Source organism: Hansschlegelia zhihuaiae (genome assembly GCF_004103825.1).
Classification (GTDB): domain Bacteria; phylum Pseudomonadota; class Alphaproteobacteria; order Rhizobiales; family Methylopilaceae; genus Methylopila; species Methylopila zhihuaiae.
The window spans coordinates 12,783-29,142 of sequence record NZ_RYFI01000016.1 but is presented as its reverse complement, the minus strand read 5'-3'; the positions used below and the strand labels follow the sequence as shown (position 1 = coordinate 29,142).

The window sequence follows — 16,360 nt, the reverse complement described above, 5'->3', positions numbered from 1 at the left end:
CGAGCGAGAACATGGCGATGGAGACTTTGCCCGAAGGACTGACGGCTTACAGTCGCTCGCCGACCTTCGACGAGCGCTCTTTGCCGGCTGCGCTCCAGCGCGAGCACCGGACCAAGGCCGGCGCATGGGCCCTCATCCATGTGCTGGAGGGACGACTGCTCTACCGCATCCTCGAGCCCTTCAGCGAGCACGATTTGACGCCGGACCAACCCGGCGTCGTCCGCCCGGAGCAGCCGCATGAGGTGCATCCGGTCGGAGCGGTGCGGATGTTCGTCGAGTTCTATTCCGCTGACGCGAAGTCCGCTCGGGATTCTCGCTCGCCTGGTTGAGCCACGGCTCGGTCTCTGGGGTCGGTCGGCCGCCCCTCGTCATACAGGATGCGCTCGGCGGAGCCGTCGAGGTCCTCGTACTGGCCGTCAGACAGCGACCACAGAAATGCCGCGAGCCCGGCCGCGCCGAGCATAAGGGACAGCGGCACAAGGTAGAGGAAAGCGTCCATCATGAAACCGCCTTCAGCCGCGCCGTCAGGCCGGCCCGAGCTCCGGCCGCGTCGTCGCGGACCGACGCGGGATTCTTGAGGCGCAGCGCGTTGGCCACAACCACGATGGACGACAGCGACATCGCAATGGCCGCGACCAACGGGGTGACCAGCCCGGCGATCGCGACCGGCGCCGCGATGGCGTTGTAGACGGCGGCGAGACCGAAGTTCTGCCGGATCAGAACGGCGGAGCGGCGGGCGATCGCGATCGCGGCCGGCGCCGCCTCGAGACTCTCGCGCAGGAAGACGAAGTCGGCGGCGTTGCGGCCGACATCGGCGGCGGTGGCGGGCGCCATCGAAACGTGGGCGCTCGCGAGCGCCGGCGCGTCGTTCAGGCCGTCGCCGATCATCAGCGTCTTGCGCCCCTCCGCCGCCAGCGCCGCGAGCCGCTCGGTCTTCCCGGCAGGAGTGAGTCCGCCCTCGAAGCGAGCGATTCCGACCTCGGCCGCGATCCGCCGGACCGCTTCCGGCCGGTCGCCCGAAAGGATGGTGAGGTCGAAGCCCGCCGAGGAGAGCGCGGCGACGGTCTCGCGCGCGCCGGACCGCAGCCGGTCGTCGAATCGGAACGCCGCGAGCGGCCGTCCGTCTTTCGACAGAATCACATCGGCGTCGTCAGAGGGCGTCGCGCCGCCCTCGAGCGCCCAGCACGGACGGCCGAGCCGGTAGACAGCTCCGCCGGCCTCCGCTTCCATGCCGAGGCCCGGCCGTTCTGCGATCTCGCGGAAGGCCAGCGGCGTCCGGACATGCCGCCCCGCCGTCTCGATCGCGCGCGCATAAGGGTGGCGCGAAGCCGCTGCGAGAGCCGCCGCCGCCGCAAGCGCGTCGGGCCCGATGGCCGCGGCGTCGCGAAGCCGGACGTCGCCGAGGGTCAGCGTCCCGGTTTTGTCGAACACGACGGAGTCGACGGCGTTCAGGCGCTCCAGAGCGCCGCCGTCCTTGACCATGATTCCGTTCTCGAACAGCCGGCGGGCCGCGATCACCTGCACCATCGGGACCGCGAGCCCGAGCGCGCAGGGGCAGGTGACGATCAGCACCGCGACCGCGATCGTCACCGCGCGGTGAACGTCGCCGGTCGCGGCGAGCCAGCCGACGAAGCTGAGGAAAGCCGCAGCATGCACCGCCGGCGCGTAGACCTGCGCCGCGCGGTCGGCGATCCGCCGGTAGCCCGATCGGCCGGCCTCGACCGCCTCCATCAGGCGCACCATCTCTGCCATGAACGAGTCTTTGGCGCGCGCGGTCGCGACGACCGTGAGCGGACCGGTGAGGTTAAGCATGCCGGCCTGGACGGCCGTGCCCGGCGCCGCCGGCTGCGGCGCGCTCTCGCCGGAGACGACCGAGCAGTCGAGGTCGGAGCGGCCATGGGCGACATGGCCGTCGACGGCGATGCGTTCGCCGGCGGCGACCAGCAGGCGCATTCCAGGTTCGATCAGGTCGACAGCGAGGTACCGGCGCGCGCCCGTTGCGTCGACCACGAGCGCGCCCCGCGGCGCGAGCCGCGCCAGCCCCTCGACGGCGTTGCGCGCCTTCTCGCGCATGACATGGTCGAGCGTGCGGCCGATCAGCAGGAAGAACAGCAGCGACGTCGCGGCGTCGAAATAGGCGTGCGGCCCGTGATTGACGGTGTCGTAGAGGCTCATCGCCACGGTGAGCAGGACGCCGATCGAGATCGGCACGTCCATGTTGGCGCGTCCACGCTTGAGCGCCCCCCACGCCGAGGCGAAGAACACGCGGCCGGAGTAAGCCACCGCCGGCAGCGCGACCGCGGCGGAGAGCCAGTGGAACATATCCCGCGCGGCCGGATCAGCGCCCGACCAGACCGACATCGAAAGCAGCATGACGTTGCTCGACGCGAAGCCCGCCACGGCGAGCGCCCGGATGAGCCGCCAGAGCGTGACGTCCTTAGCGGTCTCGGCCGGCTCGCTGAGATGGGCCGCAAAGCCCAGCTCCCGCAGCGTCTCCATCAGCGGCGGCGGCGAGCGGTCCGCCCGCCAGCGGACGGCTGCGCGCTTCGTCGACAGGTTCACGCGTGCTTGCTCGACGCCGTCGAGCCGACCGAGCGCGAGTTCGATCCGCCTGACGCAGCCGCCGCAATGTATGTCGGGCACGGCGAGCTCGACCTGCCGCAGGCCGCCCGGGACGGGCCGGCTCGCGAGCAGCAACTCGTCGCCCGACGGCGCGCCGGAGCCCGTCGGGGAGGAAGCCGCGTGGCGGTCTCCAGATGACATGACGGCTACCGCCGCACGGCCTCGTAGGCCCGCCAGGTGGCGTGCCCGAGCAGCGGGAAAGCGACGATCAGGCCGAGCAGGCAGGTCGCCAGGCTGAAGAGGGACAGCGCGAGGACTGCCGCGCCCCACACGATCATGGTCGGCAGGTTGCGCCATGTGAGCGCCATGCTGGCGCCCATGGCCGTGAAAGCGTCCACGCGCTTGTCGAGCAGCATGGGGATCGAGAAGGCGCTGACGGCGAAGGAGAACGCCGCGAACAGCCCGCCGACCAGCCCGCCGACGACGAGAAGCGCCAGCCCGGGCGCCGTCCCGAACAGCGCCGGCGCGATATGGTCGAGCCCCAGGAAAGGCCGCCAGCCGAAGAACAGCGCATAAAGCAGGACCGCGGCCCGCATCCAGAGCAGCATCAACATGCAGAGCAGCACGCCGACGAACAGCATCTGGCGGATTCCGGCAGCCGGGCGCACGATGAGCATATCTCCAAGAGACACGGTTTCGCCAAGCGAGAGCCGCCGGCTTTTCTCATAGAGGCCCACGGCGAGGATCGGGCCGACGACCATGAAGCCGGCGAGGGCGGGGAAGAGGACCGAATCCCAGCCTTGGACGAACAGGCCGGCGACGATTGCCGCCGAGATCGCGAACACGGCGAAGCCGTAGCCGAGGCTGAGGACGGGCTGAGCCCAGAGGTCCCGCCAGCCCTCCTTCAGCCAGGTGAAGGCCGCGTCCGTCGGCAGGTCGCGCGCATAGGGGCTTTTACCCCCGATCCGAGGCGAAAGCGCTGGAAGGGTCATATGCGGTTCTCCCACGGCGAGCGCGCGGCGTTTCCGCGGACCGTCGTCAGCATGACGGGCGCGCCGCCCTGAAGGCGCCGACAGCAGGATCGCCACGCTCCTTGAGGTGGGCGACGCAGTCCGGCCGGGACGTCACGGCGACATAGACCAGATGGACATTGGCGAGAACGAGCGCCGTGACTCCGACGCCGATCGAAAGGATGACGGCGCGCCTGGAATTGCTGCCAAGCCCGGTCTCTCGACCGCGGAAGAAGGTGGACCAGTTCATCACGGCGCACGCGCTCCTAAGTCGAGAACGTAGAGCGTCAGGATCTTGCGATCGAGGTCCGTCAGCCGCGCCTCCCAGGACGGCATGTGACCTTGCCGGCCACCCCATATCGAGGCGCGGATCGACGATCGGTCGCCGCCGTAGATCCAGAATGCGTCGGTAAGGTCGGGCGCGCCGATGCTCGTGCTTCCCTTAGCCGCCGGGCCGTGGCACGCGACGCACTTCGAAGCGAAGACCTTCGCGCCGGCGGCTGCCGAGGCGGCGTCCGGCCCACTTGAAACGGACCGGTCGGAGAGCGACTGGACGTAGGCGGCGACGGCGTCGACGTCTTCGCGCGACAGCATTCCGTCACGCCCGAAGGCGAGCATCTGGGAAGCTCGGGTGTCGGGATGCGCGGCGTTGATTCCGACCTGCAACGTCCTGGCGACGTCCTCGGGCTTGCCGCCCCAGAGCCACGAGCCGCTGGTCAGATTGGGAAAGCCGGGGCCGCCTTTGGCGTCGGTTCCGTGGCACACGGCGCAGTTGTCGCCAAACAATGGCCGTCCTGTTTCCCGGACCAGCCCCATGAGATTCGGATCGGCCCGGATCGTGGCATAGTCGGCCGTCTCGATGCGGCGCGCCCACGCAGCCCGGCTGGCCGAAGCCCTGCGCAGCTCTTCCGTCACGGCCGTGCGCTGGTCGACGCCAAGCAGCCCTTTCAGATAGGTCGTTCCCACCGGAAACGACGGCATCAGCAGCCAGTAGACGAGCGAAAAGGCGAACGTAAGGGCGAGGAAAACGAAAACGACACGCGGAACTGGCGTGTTCAGTTCCTTGATTCCGTTCCACTCATGGCCAGTGGTGAGGTAGCCGGAGTGCGGATCGCGCTCTTCTACCGCCATGGTCGGTCCTCGCCCTCAAGAATTGTCTTGGCGGCCTTGTCGAAACGCGGCCTGTTCGAGGGCCAGTACACGTAGACGAGCACGCAGGCCGAAAGCGCCAGCAGGTAAAACAGTCCAAAGGATTTCGCGAAGGCGACGACTGAGTCGTGATCGAAGCTCATCGCTTGGCCTCCGCGGTCTTGTCGGCAGGAGAATGCGCAGCGTCAGTCAGTCGCCCCAGGATCTGAAGGTAGGCGACCATCGCGTCCATCTCGGTCACCCGGCCGGGGTCGCCGTCGAACGCCCTGACCTGCGTCGCCTCGCCATAGCGCTGGGCGACGCCCTTGGCGTGCTCCGAGTCTGGCGCGGTCTGGCCGTAAGCGTCAGCCTGCGCGTTCGCGATCATCTCATCCGTGTAGGGCACCCCGACGCGCCGCTGCGCCTTCAGATGCAGCCCCAGATCTTCGGTTTCGAGCGTGTTCTGCGCCAGCCAGCCATAGCGGGGCATCTTGGAGACCGGAACGACGTCGCGCGGGTTGATCATATGCGCCACGTGCCATTGGTCGGAATATTTTCCGCCGACGCGCGCGAGGTCCGGCCCTGTCCGCTTCGAGCCCCAGAGCATCGGATGGTCGTATTGCGACTCCACCGCGAGCGAGTATGGCCCGTAGCGGTCGACCTCGTCGCGCAGCGTCCGGATCATTTGCGAATGGCAGGCGTAGCAGCCTTCGCGGATGTAGATGTTGCGGCCAGCGAGCTCGAGCGGCGTGTAGACGCGCATATCCGCCGCCTTCTCGACCGTTTCGTCGATGGTGAACAGCGGCGCGATCTCAATCAGCCCGCCGACGCTGCCCGCCGCGATGACGGCGAGCACGAGACCCATGGCGCTGCGCTCCAGGCGGTAGTGGAAACCGAACATCGCTTTTACTCTCCAGCCTGGACCGCGGCGCCGAGGACGGGCGCGTCGCTTTCATCCTGCGCGGCCGAAGCGGTTCGGATGGTCATGACGATGTTGTAGAAACCGACAAGCGCGCCCAGCAGGAACAACAGTCCCCCCACCGCGCGTGCGATGTAATAGGGATGCATCGCCACCAGAGAGTCGATGAATGAGTACGACAACGTCCCGGCCTCCGTATAGGAGCGCCACATGAGGCCCTGGATGATGCCGGAGTTCCACATCGCGAAGACGTAGACGAGGGTTCCGGAGAGGGCGAGCCAGAAATGAAGCTCGACCAGACGGCCGGAATACATCGTGTCCAGGTTCCAAAGCTTGGGAACGAGCGCATAGATCGAACCGAAGGTGATCATCGCGACCCAGCCAAGCGCGCCAGCATGGACGTGACCAATGGTCCAGTCGGTGTAATGCGAAAGGGAATTGACCGCGCGGATCGCCATGAACGATCCCTCGAAGGTCGAGATGCCGTAGAAGATCGCGGCCACCGTCATGAAACGTAGCGTCGCGTCGTCGCGAACCTTGGTCCAGGCGCCGTTCAGGGTCATCAGCGCATTGCTGGCCGACGCCCAGGACGGCACCAGCAGCATGACCGAGAAGGTCATGCCGAGGGTCTGAACCCATTGCGGCAGCGCGGTGAAATGCAGGTGGTGCGAGCCCGCCCACATATACATGAAGGTGATGCCCCAGAAACTGATGATCGACATCCGATAGGAATAGATCGGTCGGCCCGCCCGCACCGGCAGGAAGTAGTAGAGCATCCCGAGAAAGCCGGCGGTCAGGAAGAAGGCGACGGCGTTGTGGCCGTACCACCATTGGGTCATGGCGTCTTGGACGCCCGAGAAGACCGAGTAGCTCTTCGCGCTGCCGAACGAGATCGGCACGGCGAGGTTGTTGACGACGTGAAGAACGGCGACCAACAGAATGAACGCCATATAATACCAGTTCGCCACGTAGATGTGCGGCTCCTGGCGGCGCGCAAGCGTACGAAGGAAGAGCAGGAAATACGTGACCCAGACGATCGCCAGCCAGATGTCGGCGTACCACTCCGGCTCGGCGTATTCCTTCGACTGCGTGACGCCCATCAGATAGCCGGTCGCGGCGATCACGCAGAACAGATTGTAGCCGAGCAACACGAACCACGGCGTGATCTGGTCAGGCAGCCGGGCGCGGGTGGCGCGCTGCATCACGTGGAAGGAGGTCGCGATCAGCGCGTTGCCTCCGAAACCGAAGATCACGCCCGAGGTGTGGATTGGCCGCAGGCGGCCGAAGCTCGACCAGGCGCCCTCGAAGGCGAGATCAGGAAAGACAAGCTGCCAGGCCACCCAGTCGCCGACGAACAGTCCGGCGATCGCCCAGATCATTGCGATGACGACGCCGGCCTTTGTGGGCTCGTCGTAGTAGCGGGCGAGCCGTTCAGGCGACGGCTCAGGCTCGAAATAGCCCGAGATGACATAGAACAGTCCGGCGAGCGCGCAGACGACCGTCAGCCAGCCATGGGCCGCCAGGAGGTCCTGGCCGCCCGCGACCGCCAGCGCAAGGCCGGCAAGCGCCAGGCCGCCCAAGATCATGAGGGCGGACTGACGCTCTTGGATGGTCAATTGAGCAATCATGAGCCCCCCAGAGTTTTGCGAACGCCGGACGCCGCCTAGCCTCGCCCGCGGGAAAGCCTAACGACAGGGCCAGCGCGATCCTTGACCGAGGTCAAGCGGCCGCCGGCCATTCGCGCCGGACCATCAACGGGCGTCGATCTCCGCCAGATAGTCCCGGATAGCGCGCTCGGGTCCATGCCAGGACGCGCTGTCCTTTCCCTGCAGCTCGGGAGCTTCTTTCCAGCCTGGTTCGACGCCCGTCATATCCGGCAGCTGATGAGCGATCCCCTTGTGGCAATCGATGCAGGTCTTGTTCCCCGAAACGAGAAATCGTCCATGGATCTCCGCCGCTCTGCGGGTCTGCCTGGTGAAGTCCATGGCCACCGAGGAGTGGCAGTTGCGGCATTCGAGAGAGTCGTTCGCTTTGAGCCGCGCCCACTCGTGCTTCGCGAGCTCCAGCCGCATGTCGAGAAATTTCTCCCGCGTCGATATCGTGCCGAACAGTTTGCCCCACACTTCTTTCGACGCCTGCATTTTCCGCGCGATTTTATCTGTCCATTGATGCGGCACATGACAGTCGGGGCAGCTTGCGCGCACGCCGGATCGATTGGAGAAATGCACGGTTTGAGTAAGTTCTTGGTAGACGTTATCTTTCATCTCGTGGCATGAAATACAGAATTTCTCCGTGTTGGTCATTTCGAGCGCTGTATTAAAGCCGCCCCAGAATATCACGCCGCAGACAAAACCTCCCAAGGTCAGGAAACCAAGGCTGAGATAGGCGCTTGGGCGACTGACGACGCGCCAAAAGGATAAAGCGACGCTCCAGAGCGAAGCGCAGATTGATCTGAGCGTGGCCATGCGCGCCGATCCGCTACGGTCTGCGCCCGATATCGCGGGCGTCTTGGAACAAGTTGGGAACCAGTGGCGTGACGTCGGTCTGCTGGACATGGCATGCGGTGCAGAAGTAACGCCTGGGGGTGACGTCGGAGAGCACCTGTCCGTCGCGGTCCTGGAAATGAGTGACGCTGATCATCGGCGCGCCAGACCCTTCGGTGAACTCGCGCTTGTGGCAGTCCATGCAGCGGTTAGTGTTAAGCGTCAGCTGGTAGCCGTCGATCGAATGCGGGATGACGGGCGGCTGCTCCGGATAGTTTCGCTTACGTCGCACGTCGTCGGTTACGGGTCGGCCTAGCGGCGGAACTCGATCCAGCGACATCGGCTGCGACGTTCCCGTCAGACGAGGCGTGATCTCAATCCGCGCCGCCTCCTGGGACACGGCGCCGAAGGCGAGGACGCAGACGCCCCCGAGCGCCGCGCCGAAAGCAGCCCATGAAGGCGTCAGCCTCAAACCAGAGCGATCTTGATCGCGCATTTCTTGAAATCCGCCTGCTTCGAGATCGGGTCGGTCGCGTCCAGCGTCGCCTTGTTGATGAGCTGGCTGGCGTCGAACCACGGCACGAACACCACGCCAGGAGGCATCCGATTGCGTCCCCGCGTCTCCACGCGCGTGCGCATTTCGCCGCGTCGTGAAATCAGACGGATCTCGGCCCCCTGGTTGATGCCGCGCTTTCGAGCGTCGTCCGGGTGCATGAAGCATCTGGCGCCAGGGAAGGCGCGGTAGAGTTCTGGAACGCGCATCGTCATGGAGCCCGAATGCCAATGCTCCAGAACGCGTCCCGTGACCAACCAGAGATCGTATTCTGAATCCGGAGACTCGGCCGGCGGCTCATAGGGAACCGCGATGATGCGCGCCTTGCCGTCCTTGTTTCCGTAGAATTCGAGGCCCTTCCCGGGTTTTACGTAGGGATCGAGCCCCTCCCGATAACGCCAGAGCGTCTCCTTGCCGTCGACGACCGGCCAGCGCAGTCCGCGGACCTGGTGATAGGTGTCGTAGGGCGCGAGGTCGTGCCCGTGGCCTCGCCCGAACTCGGCATATTCCTCGAACAGCCCCTTCTGGACGTAAAAGCCGAAATGTCCGGCCTCGACGTTGTCGTAGCCGGCTTCGACCTCGGTGGCCGGGAACCGGTCGACCTTGCCGTTGCTGAACAGCACGTCGAACAGGCTCTTGCCGCGGAAGTTCGGGTTCGCGTCCAGGATGTCGGCAGGCCAGACCTCGTCGGTCGTGAAGCGTTTGGAAAACTCCATGAGCTGCCACAGGTCCGAGCGGGCCTCTCCGGGCGCTTCGACGAGTTGATGCCAGACGTGCGTGCGTCGCTCCGCATTGCCGTAAGCGCCTTCCTTCTCGACCCACATCGCCGCCGGCAGGACGAGGTCGGCCGCCATGGCGGTCACCGTCGGATAAGCGTCCGAGACGACAATGAAATTGTCGGGGTTGCGATAGCCCGGGTATGCCTCGTTGCTGCTGTTCGGCGACGCTTGCAGGTTGTTGTTGACCTGGATCCAGTAGAAGTTGAGCTTGCCGTCCTTGAGCGCCCGGTCCTGCTCCACGGCGTGATAGCCGGGTTTCTCAGGAATCACTCCGTGCGGGATTCGCCAGATCTCTTCCGCATGCTTGCGGTGCTCGGGGTTCGTCACCGTCATGTCGGCGGGCAGGCGATGCGCGAAGGTGCCGACCTCGCGGGCCGTGCCGCAGGCCGAAGGCTGGCCCGTCAGCGAGAACGGGCCGTTGCCGGGCTCGGAGATCTTCCCGGTCAGCAGATGCAGATTGTAGACGAGCTGGTTCGCCCAGACGCCTCGCACATGCTGATTGAACCCCATGGTCCAGAGCGACACGACCTTGCGCTTCGGATCGGCATAGAGTTCGGCGAGTTGCTGCAGGAAGCCGGGCTCAACGCCGGTCAGCTTCGACACCTTCTCGAGCGTGTACTCCTTGACCGAGGCGGCGAAAGCCTCGAAGTCGATTGGGGTCGTCGCCGCGACGTCGGGCGCCTTGCGCGCCTTGACCTCACGTGGGTCGTCCGGCCTCAGGCCATAGCCGATCTCGGTCGCGCCCTTCACGAAGGTCGTGTGCTTCTCGACGAAATCCTTGTTCACCCGGTCGGTCGAGATGATGTGGTTGGCGATATAGTTCAGGATCGCCAAATCCGTGCCGGGCTTGAACACGATCGGAATGTCGGCGAGGTCGGAGCTGCGGTGCGTGAAGGTGGAGAGCACCGCGACCCTCACATGAGGTTGGCCGAGGCGGCGGTCGGTGATCCGAGTCCAGAGGATCGGATGCATCTCCGCCATGTTCGAGCCCCACAGCACGAAGGCGTCGGCCTGCTCGAAATCGTCGTAACATCCCATCGGCTCGTCCATGCCGAAGGTGCGCATGAAGGCGTAAGCCGCCGACGCCATGCAGTGGCGCGCGTTCGGGTCGAGATTGTTCGAGCGGAACCCCGCACGCATCAGCTTGGTGGCGGCGTAGCCCTCGAAGATCGTCCACTGGCCCGAGCCGAACATGCCTAGCGCGGTTGGGCCTTTCGCCTTCAGGGTCTCCTTGGCCTTCCCGGCCATGACGTCAAAGGCTTCATCCCAGGAAACCGGCGTGAACTCGCCCTCCTTGTCGTAGACGCCGTTCTTCTTGCGGAGCAGCGGCTGGGTCAGCCGGTCGCCGCCATACATGATCTTCGAAAGGAAGTAGCCTTTGACGCAGTTGAGGCCCCGGTTGACCTCCGCTTTCATGTCGCCATGGGTGGCGATGACGCGCCCGCCCTTGACGCCGACCATGACGCCGCACCCTGTGCCGCAGAACCGGCAAGGCGCCTTCGACCACTTGATCTCCAGGCTTTCTATGCCGCCCGCGACGGGTTGCGCGCCGGCAGGCATGCTCATGCCGGCCGCAGCGGCTGCGACGCTCGCCGCCTGCGCCTTCAGCATCTCGCGACGGGAAAGGGTCATGGATCAACTCCAGGATCGTCGAGTTCTTCGATCTGCTCGAACACCAGGTTGGCCGAGAGAACGCCATCGATGAGCCCGATGGCGACAAGCCGGCTCCCGATCTCGCCGACATTCGCGCCTTCGAGGACGACCACGATCTTGCCGCCCTCCACCCGGTGAACCTCGACGTCGGGCAGCGGCTCGATCTGGAGCAACACCGAGTCCACCCGCTCTGGAAGCGTCGAGACCACGGCGCTCGAGATGTGATGCAGACGGGGGGCGGCGGCGCCCGTCATGCGACCGCTTCGAGGAGCGGCTCGACCATCACGGCCTGCGCCGGACAGATTGCGACGCAGGCGCCGCAGCCTGTGCAGCGGCTCTCGTCGATCGTCGGAAGCGCCGGTCCGCCAGCGCGCGGGCGAAAGCGGATAACCGCTTCAGGGCATGCGTCGCCGCAGCTCCAGCAGATGACCCCCCGCTTCGGGAAGCAGTCCGAACCGACCCTGGCGACATGCGTGAAAGGCTCGACGCTGCGGTCGAAGACCGGTTCGGGACAGACATCGGCGCAGGCGCCGCAGAAAGTGCACTCGTCGCCGAAAATCACGAGGGGCCTGCGGTTCGCGTCGAGTTTCACGATCTGCTGCGGGCAAGCTATCGAGCACTCGCCGCATCCGTTGCAGGCGGAACGAACCGTCATCTCGCGCGTCCACGGCGGTCGAACATTGAAAGTCGCGCTGGCGTGTCGGCCAAACAGAAAGCCGCGGCGAGATTGGTCGGCCGGTTCATCGCGCATGATCGGCCACTCAGTGTGGAGGCCCCGGAGGGCCAAATACGAGCTGGGACATCCACACCACGAAGCCATATCCGCCAACGACGGCCACGGCCAAAAACGGCCAGATCAGAACGGCCAGAGTGCAGAAAACGACAAGTTCTCGGCGTTTGGCGGCTTGCGTCGGCTTCGAGGGGTCGGCAGGAGTCGTCGCCGTCTCAAGCTTCATGCGCTAGCCCCTACGGAGGTTGTTTCACTACCACGCCGCGGTCAGATTGGACTTGATCAAAGTCAAATCTGGAGCTCTTCGTCCGGGCGGCGGGTGGGGCTCTTTTGTCGTTCCGCTGCTTTGCTTCCCCACCAGGCGCTCATCATCTCGATCGCCTCGACACCGTCCTGCGCACGCCGAAGCCTATAGCCCTCCTTGCCGAGAGTGGTGGAGAGAACGTCGTGCATGCCCGGGTCGTCATCGACCACCAGTACGCAGATGGAGCTGGCAGCGCCCGTTCGCAGTGATCCAACGATGGCTTAGTTCCGCCGCGGGACAACCATGTGACCGCTCCTGCCCGCCGATTTCAGCGCGAGGGCGATCAGGAGGCGCCCGTCGCCGACCGCCCGAGCGCTGCAGGATCGCCGTTCTCAACGCTCGGGAAGCGCTTGGTATTCGCCTTGCTTAAGTCCCGGATGACAGCCGCTCCGCGGCCGGATCGAGGACGACCAACGCCATGGCGCTCAATTTCAGGCAGCTCCGCTACCTCGTCGCGCTGGCGCGCCATCGCCATTTCGGGAGGGCGGCGGAGGAGTGCGGGATCACGCAGTCGGCGCTGTCCCAGGCCGTCCGGCAGCTTGAGGCCACCTTCGACGTCCCGATCGTCGACCGGCACAATCAGGGCTTCGAGGGCTTCACGCCGCAAGGCGCGATGGTGCTCGACTTCGCGCGGCGCACGCTCGACCGCCACGAACATCTCGTCCAGGACATCGTCTCGGCCGGCGAGGAACTGAGCGGACATGTGCGCGTCGGCGTCATTCCGGTGGCGATGCCCGGCATCTCGATCGTCACGACGGCCTTCAACCAGCTCCATCCCGAGGTCAGCGTGGCGGTGACCTCGCTCAACTTCACCGACCTCAAGAAAGGGCTCGAGAACTTCGACCTCGACGTCGGCATCAATTATCTTGACCACGGCGCGTCGACGGGACTGAGGCCCTATTTCCTTTATGACGAAAGCTATTTCCTGATCGCTCCGGCCGAGCACGCGATCGCCCGGAGGACGTCGGTCACGTGGACCGAAGCGGGCCGGCTGCCGCTCTGCATGCTGACGCCCGACATGCAGAACCGCCGCATCCTGGACCGCGTCTTTTCGAGCGTCGGCGCCTCGCCCCGCACAGTGCTGGAGACCAATTGCGCGCTCGCGCTCTGCTCCCATGTGCGGCCGGGGCACTGGTTCGCGGTCGTGCCGAACACCTTCTTCCTGATGATCGGCGACTGGAGCCAGACCCGCGCCGTCCCGCTCGTCGAACCCACCATCACCAACACGATCGGGATGATGGTGCTCGAACGCGATCCGCAGCCGCCGGCCGTGCGGGCGTTCATCGAGGTTGCGGACGACATCCGGATGGCCGACGAGCTGATGCGCTACACGCCCGCCCATCTCAGGGATCGCCGCGCCGTTCAGGCGACGGGCGCGACCACCGACACGCCGATCATGCAGTCGCGCGTGACCAACGCCGCCAGCTGATCTTCGCTCAGCCCTTCGCCGCCCTCGGGCCGCCGCGGCAGCACGAGGTAGCGCATGTCGGCGTTGCTGTCGTGGACCAGCAGCCTGACGTCGTCCGGCACCGCGAGCCCGAACTCCTCCAAGACCGCGCGCGGCTCGCGCACGGCGCGGGCGCGATAAGCCTTGCTGATGTACCAGGCCGGAGGCTGCCCGAGGATCGAGCGAGGATAGCAGGAGCAGAGCGTGCAGCAGACGAGGTTGTGGGTCTCGGCGTCGTTCTCGACGACGATCAGCTGCGCCTCGCCGACCCCGATGCCGAGCTCGGCCGCGGCCGATTTGCCGTCCTTCAGCAAGCGCTCGCGATAGGCGTCGTCGACCCAGGCGCGCGCGACGATCTTCGCGCCGAGATGGACGCCCGGCGACTCGATCCGCTCGATCTCGCGCCGCACCTCGCCCGGGGCGATCAGGCCGCGCTCGACGAGCAGCGTCTGCAGGGCGTCCGCCAGGATCTGCCCCTCGATATTGCCGGCCTCGTCCTCGATCACGAGAGGCTCGTGGGCGTCGTGGTCGTGGTCGTGAGTATGATCGTGGCCGCTCACGGCGCCCTCCATGGATGCATTTTGTTCATCGGCGCTGAGGCGTCGCCGGCGACGCGCTCAGCCCGCTCCCTCAGGCGCCGCCGGCGTGAGCCAGTGGTCGTAAAGCTCGATGCAGAGCATGTCGGCGGGCGAGCCGCGGTACTCGTCCCAGAGGTCGGTCATCGCGAACCCCACGCGGTAGAGCGGGACGACCGGGCCTCCCACGTTTCCGACCGAGAGGTCCTCCGGATTCAGGAAGGCGCCGCACCGTCGCAGCACCACCCCGCTTTTATGCCGGACGTAGAAGGGCGTGCGGATGTGCCCGGCCTTGCCGAGCTCGAGCACCGACACCCGGTCGCCTGCGTCGAAACGCGGTTTCATGACCGGCAGGGCGGGGACGGCTCCCAGCGCGCGCGGGCGTCCGCGATCGCCGCGTCCAGCTCTTCGCGCGTGAAGACCTCCTTCTCGATCAGCACGTCGATCATCGCCTCGATGCGCCGGCGATAGAACGAAAGCGTCCTGTACTTGTCCTCCCCGAAGGACTCGAAGCCCCGGCGAAGCTCGTCGAGCGACATCATGCGGCGCGTTCCGTCGCCCAGCAGGTTGCGGATCGCCTCGACCTGCTTCTCCCAATGCAGCCAGGGAAGCTCGACGATGGGGATGGGGCCGGCGGCGTCGCCGCCGATGTCGTGATAGCCGCGTGTCATGGGCGATGCCTTCAGGCGCGTTTGATGGCGAAGCTATCGACATAGGCCTGCGGCGTCGACGGATCGAACGCCTTGCCCATGATGACATGCGTGACCGAACCCGAGCTCGGCGCCTCGAAGCCGATCTCCCGCATGCGCTTCGCGGCGTCGGTCGCGAGAAACACCTGTCTGGCCATCGCCTGGTAGTCGATGTCGGCCGGGACCATGTTCCAGCGGCGCAGCTGGGTGAGCAGCCAGACCGCCGTCGACTCGTAGGGGAACGGCTTGAAGCCGATGCGGTCGGGTTCGTTGACCACCTTGCCGAGTCCGTCGGCGTAGCGGCCCATGAGCACCTGCTCCAGCACCGTCCTGGGCTGGTTGAGATAGGCCGCGGGCGCGAGCAGCTCCGCCACCTGCTTGCGGTTTTCGGCCTTGTCCGCGAACTCCGTCGCCCGCACCACGGCGCGGAACATCGCTCCGTAGCTGTTGGGGCTCTCGCGGATGAACCTGTCGGTGACCGAGACCACGCAGCACGGATGGTTCGGGAAGATGTCGCGCGTCAGCATGTGCAGGAAGCCGACACCCTCGAACACCGCGCGCTGGCCCCAGGGCTCGGCGAACAGCATGCCGTCGAGATTGCCGGCCGCCATGTTGGCGACCGAGTCCGGCGGCGGGAACACCCGGAGCTCCACGTCCCGGTCAGGGTCGAGCCCGTTCTCGGCGAGGTAGTAGCGCAGCAGCATGGCGTGCATCGAATGCTGGTGGGGTATGCCGAACTTGAATCCCTTCCAGTCCTTCGGATCCCGCCGGTCCTTGTGCTTGACCGCGAGCGTGATGGCGTTGCCGTTCACGTTCTGCACGGACGAGACGTAGGTGTTGAGCGCCGGACCTCCGACGCCCATCGTCATGGTCATCGGCATGGCGAGCACGAGATGGCTGGCGTCGAACTCGGCCGACAGCAGCTTGTCGCGCACGATCGCCCAGCCCGGCGTGCGGGCGAGGTTCACCTCGAGCCCTTCCTTGCCGTACTCGCCCATGGCGTGGGCGAGCAGCAGCGGAACCGTGCAGGTGATCGGCACGTAGCCGACGTTCAGCTTCGTCTTCTCGGGCTTGGCCGCCTCCTGCGCGATGGCCCGGGCCGCCGTGAGCGGCAGAAGCTGCGAGATTGCTGCGAGCGCCGTGGAGGCGCCGACCGCCTTCAGGAAGGCGCGGCGGAACGTCGGATCGGGCGCGATCGCGTTGAGCAGCGTCGTCTCGACCACCCGGTCGACATAGTTTTCGACGCCGGCATAGGCCCCGCGGCGCATTCCCGCGCCGAGCGTCTCACGATGCTCGTCGATCGCCCCGCCGCAGCCGCAGGCGCAGCTCGGCCTCAGTCCCGAGGCCCGGTCCGGATCGTTCATGTGGCTGCGTCCTTGGCGTGAGCGGTTTCGGCCCGCCAATCAGCAACCATCGTGCCAGACCTTCGCGCGGCTCCCCATGTAAAATGCGGGCGCTGGGAAGCTATGGGGTGATTAGTATTTCTAATGACGAGATCAGAGACTCGGGCCCGCTCACTAGGCTTGCG

General features: G+C 66.0%; 21 protein-coding genes. 2 read left to right on the top strand and 19 right to left on the bottom strand.

Annotated features, from left to right (window positions below):
• Positions 1-17: 17 nt before the first annotated feature.
• Positions 18-329: a TehB-like domain-containing protein gene (locus EK403_RS16015; protein ID WP_128778478.1), complete on the top strand. Its 312-nt coding sequence runs from the start codon at positions 18-20 to the stop codon at positions 327-329.
• On the opposite strand, the gene ccoS is transcribed toward EK403_RS16015, so the two are convergent.
• From ccoS to EK403_RS22765, 15 genes are all read right to left on the bottom strand, one after another.
• On the bottom strand, positions 281-499 hold the full coding sequence (gene ccoS, locus EK403_RS16010; protein WP_128778551.1) for a cbb3-type cytochrome oxidase assembly protein CcoS: 219 nt from the start codon (positions 497-499) through the stop codon (positions 281-283). The genes EK403_RS16015 and ccoS overlap by 49 nt on opposite strands.
• Positions 499-2,763, bottom strand: coding sequence for a heavy metal translocating P-type ATPase (locus EK403_RS16005; protein WP_128778477.1), 2,265 nt, complete (start codon positions 2,761-2,763; stop codon positions 499-501). The genes ccoS and EK403_RS16005 overlap by 1 nt, the downstream gene beginning before the upstream one ends.
• A gap of 5 nt (positions 2,764-2,768) precedes the next feature.
• Positions 2,769-3,554, bottom strand: coding sequence for a DUF2189 domain-containing protein (locus tag EK403_RS16000; RefSeq protein WP_128778476.1), 786 nt, complete (start codon positions 3,552-3,554; stop codon positions 2,769-2,771).
• 46 nt (positions 3,555-3,600) lie between these two features.
• The gene (locus tag EK403_RS15995; protein WP_128778475.1) at positions 3,601-3,822 is read right to left on the bottom strand and encodes a hypothetical protein; all 222 of its coding nucleotides are present in this window, start codon (positions 3,820-3,822) and stop codon (positions 3,601-3,603) included.
• Positions 3,822-4,703, bottom strand: coding sequence for a cytochrome-c oxidase, cbb3-type subunit III (gene ccoP / locus EK403_RS15990; RefSeq protein ID WP_128778474.1), 882 nt, complete (start codon positions 4,701-4,703; stop codon positions 3,822-3,824). Before ccoP ends, EK403_RS15995 begins: the two co-directional genes overlap by 1 nt.
• Positions 4,694-4,864 (bottom strand): cbb3-type cytochrome c oxidase subunit 3, encoded by a 171-nt coding sequence (locus EK403_RS15985; protein ID WP_128778473.1) that lies wholly within the window; start codon positions 4,862-4,864, stop codon positions 4,694-4,696. The genes ccoP and EK403_RS15985 overlap by 10 nt, the downstream gene beginning before the upstream one ends.
• A complete protein-coding gene (ccoO, locus tag EK403_RS15980) occupies positions 4,861-5,601 on the bottom strand; it encodes a cytochrome-c oxidase, cbb3-type subunit II (RefSeq protein WP_128778472.1) in 741 nt (246 codons plus the stop codon). Before ccoO ends, EK403_RS15985 begins: the two co-directional genes overlap by 4 nt.
• A gap of 5 nt (positions 5,602-5,606) precedes the next feature.
• Positions 5,607-7,247, bottom strand: coding sequence for a cytochrome-c oxidase, cbb3-type subunit I (gene ccoN, locus EK403_RS15975; protein ID WP_128778471.1), 1,641 nt, complete (start codon positions 7,245-7,247; stop codon positions 5,607-5,609).
• Between the two features lie 123 nt (positions 7,248-7,370).
• A complete protein-coding gene (locus EK403_RS15970) occupies positions 7,371-8,084 on the bottom strand; it encodes a cytochrome c3 family protein (protein ID WP_128778470.1) in 714 nt (237 codons plus the stop codon).
• A gap of 13 nt (positions 8,085-8,097) precedes the next feature.
• On the bottom strand, positions 8,098-8,598 hold the full coding sequence (locus tag EK403_RS15965) for a nitrate reductase cytochrome c-type subunit (RefSeq protein ID WP_128778469.1): 501 nt from the start codon (positions 8,596-8,598) through the stop codon (positions 8,098-8,100).
• A complete protein-coding gene (gene napA / locus EK403_RS15960) occupies positions 8,571-11,066 on the bottom strand; it encodes a periplasmic nitrate reductase subunit alpha (RefSeq protein WP_128778468.1) in 2,496 nt (831 codons plus the stop codon). The genes EK403_RS15965 and napA overlap by 28 nt, the downstream gene beginning before the upstream one ends.
• Positions 11,063-11,341 (bottom strand): chaperone NapD, encoded by a 279-nt coding sequence (locus EK403_RS15955; protein ID WP_128778467.1) that lies wholly within the window; start codon positions 11,339-11,341, stop codon positions 11,063-11,065. The genes napA and EK403_RS15955 overlap by 4 nt, the downstream gene beginning before the upstream one ends.
• Positions 11,338-11,838, bottom strand: coding sequence for a ferredoxin-type protein NapF (locus tag EK403_RS15950; RefSeq protein ID WP_128778466.1), 501 nt, complete (start codon positions 11,836-11,838; stop codon positions 11,338-11,340). The genes EK403_RS15955 and EK403_RS15950 overlap by 4 nt, the downstream gene beginning before the upstream one ends.
• 10 nt (positions 11,839-11,848) lie before the next feature.
• Positions 11,849-12,043: a periplasmic nitrate reductase, NapE protein gene (napE, locus tag EK403_RS15945; RefSeq protein ID WP_128778465.1), complete on the bottom strand. Its 195-nt coding sequence runs from the start codon at positions 12,041-12,043 to the stop codon at positions 11,849-11,851.
• Positions 12,044-12,105: 62 nt separating this feature from the next.
• Positions 12,106-12,270 carry a response regulator gene (locus tag EK403_RS22765; protein ID WP_128778464.1) on the bottom strand — a complete coding sequence of 55 codons (165 nt, stop codon included), beginning with the start codon at positions 12,268-12,270 and terminating at the stop codon, positions 12,106-12,108.
• A 269-nt stretch (positions 12,271-12,539) separates the two neighbouring features.
• Here EK403_RS22765 and EK403_RS15935 point away from each other — a divergent pair, with 269 nt between their 5' ends.
• A complete protein-coding gene (locus tag EK403_RS15935; protein ID WP_128778463.1) occupies positions 12,540-13,550 on the top strand; it encodes a LysR family transcriptional regulator in 1,011 nt (336 codons plus the stop codon).
• Here the strand turns inward: EK403_RS15935 and EK403_RS15930 are convergent.
• From EK403_RS15930 to EK403_RS15915, 4 genes are read right to left on the bottom strand one after another with little or no spacing between them, the layout of a single operon-like run.
• Positions 13,484-14,140: a nitrile hydratase subunit alpha gene (locus tag EK403_RS15930; RefSeq protein ID WP_128778462.1), complete on the bottom strand. Its 657-nt coding sequence runs from the start codon at positions 14,138-14,140 to the stop codon at positions 13,484-13,486. The two genes, EK403_RS15935 and EK403_RS15930, sit on opposite strands and share 67 nt — an antisense overlap.
• 45 nt (positions 14,141-14,185) lie before the next feature.
• Entirely contained in the window at positions 14,186-14,488 is a 303-nt protein-coding gene (locus EK403_RS23665) for an SH3-like domain-containing protein (protein ID WP_128778461.1), read from the bottom strand.
• Positions 14,485-14,814 carry an SH3-like domain-containing protein gene (locus EK403_RS23660; RefSeq protein ID WP_128778460.1) on the bottom strand — a complete coding sequence of 110 codons (330 nt, stop codon included), beginning with the start codon at positions 14,812-14,814 and terminating at the stop codon, positions 14,485-14,487. Before EK403_RS23660 ends, EK403_RS23665 begins: the two co-directional genes overlap by 4 nt.
• Before the next feature lie 11 nt (positions 14,815-14,825).
• On the bottom strand, positions 14,826-16,196 hold the full coding sequence (locus EK403_RS15915; protein WP_128778459.1) for a CmpA/NrtA family ABC transporter substrate-binding protein: 1,371 nt from the start codon (positions 16,194-16,196) through the stop codon (positions 14,826-14,828).
• Positions 16,197-16,360: the final 164 nt, after the last annotated feature.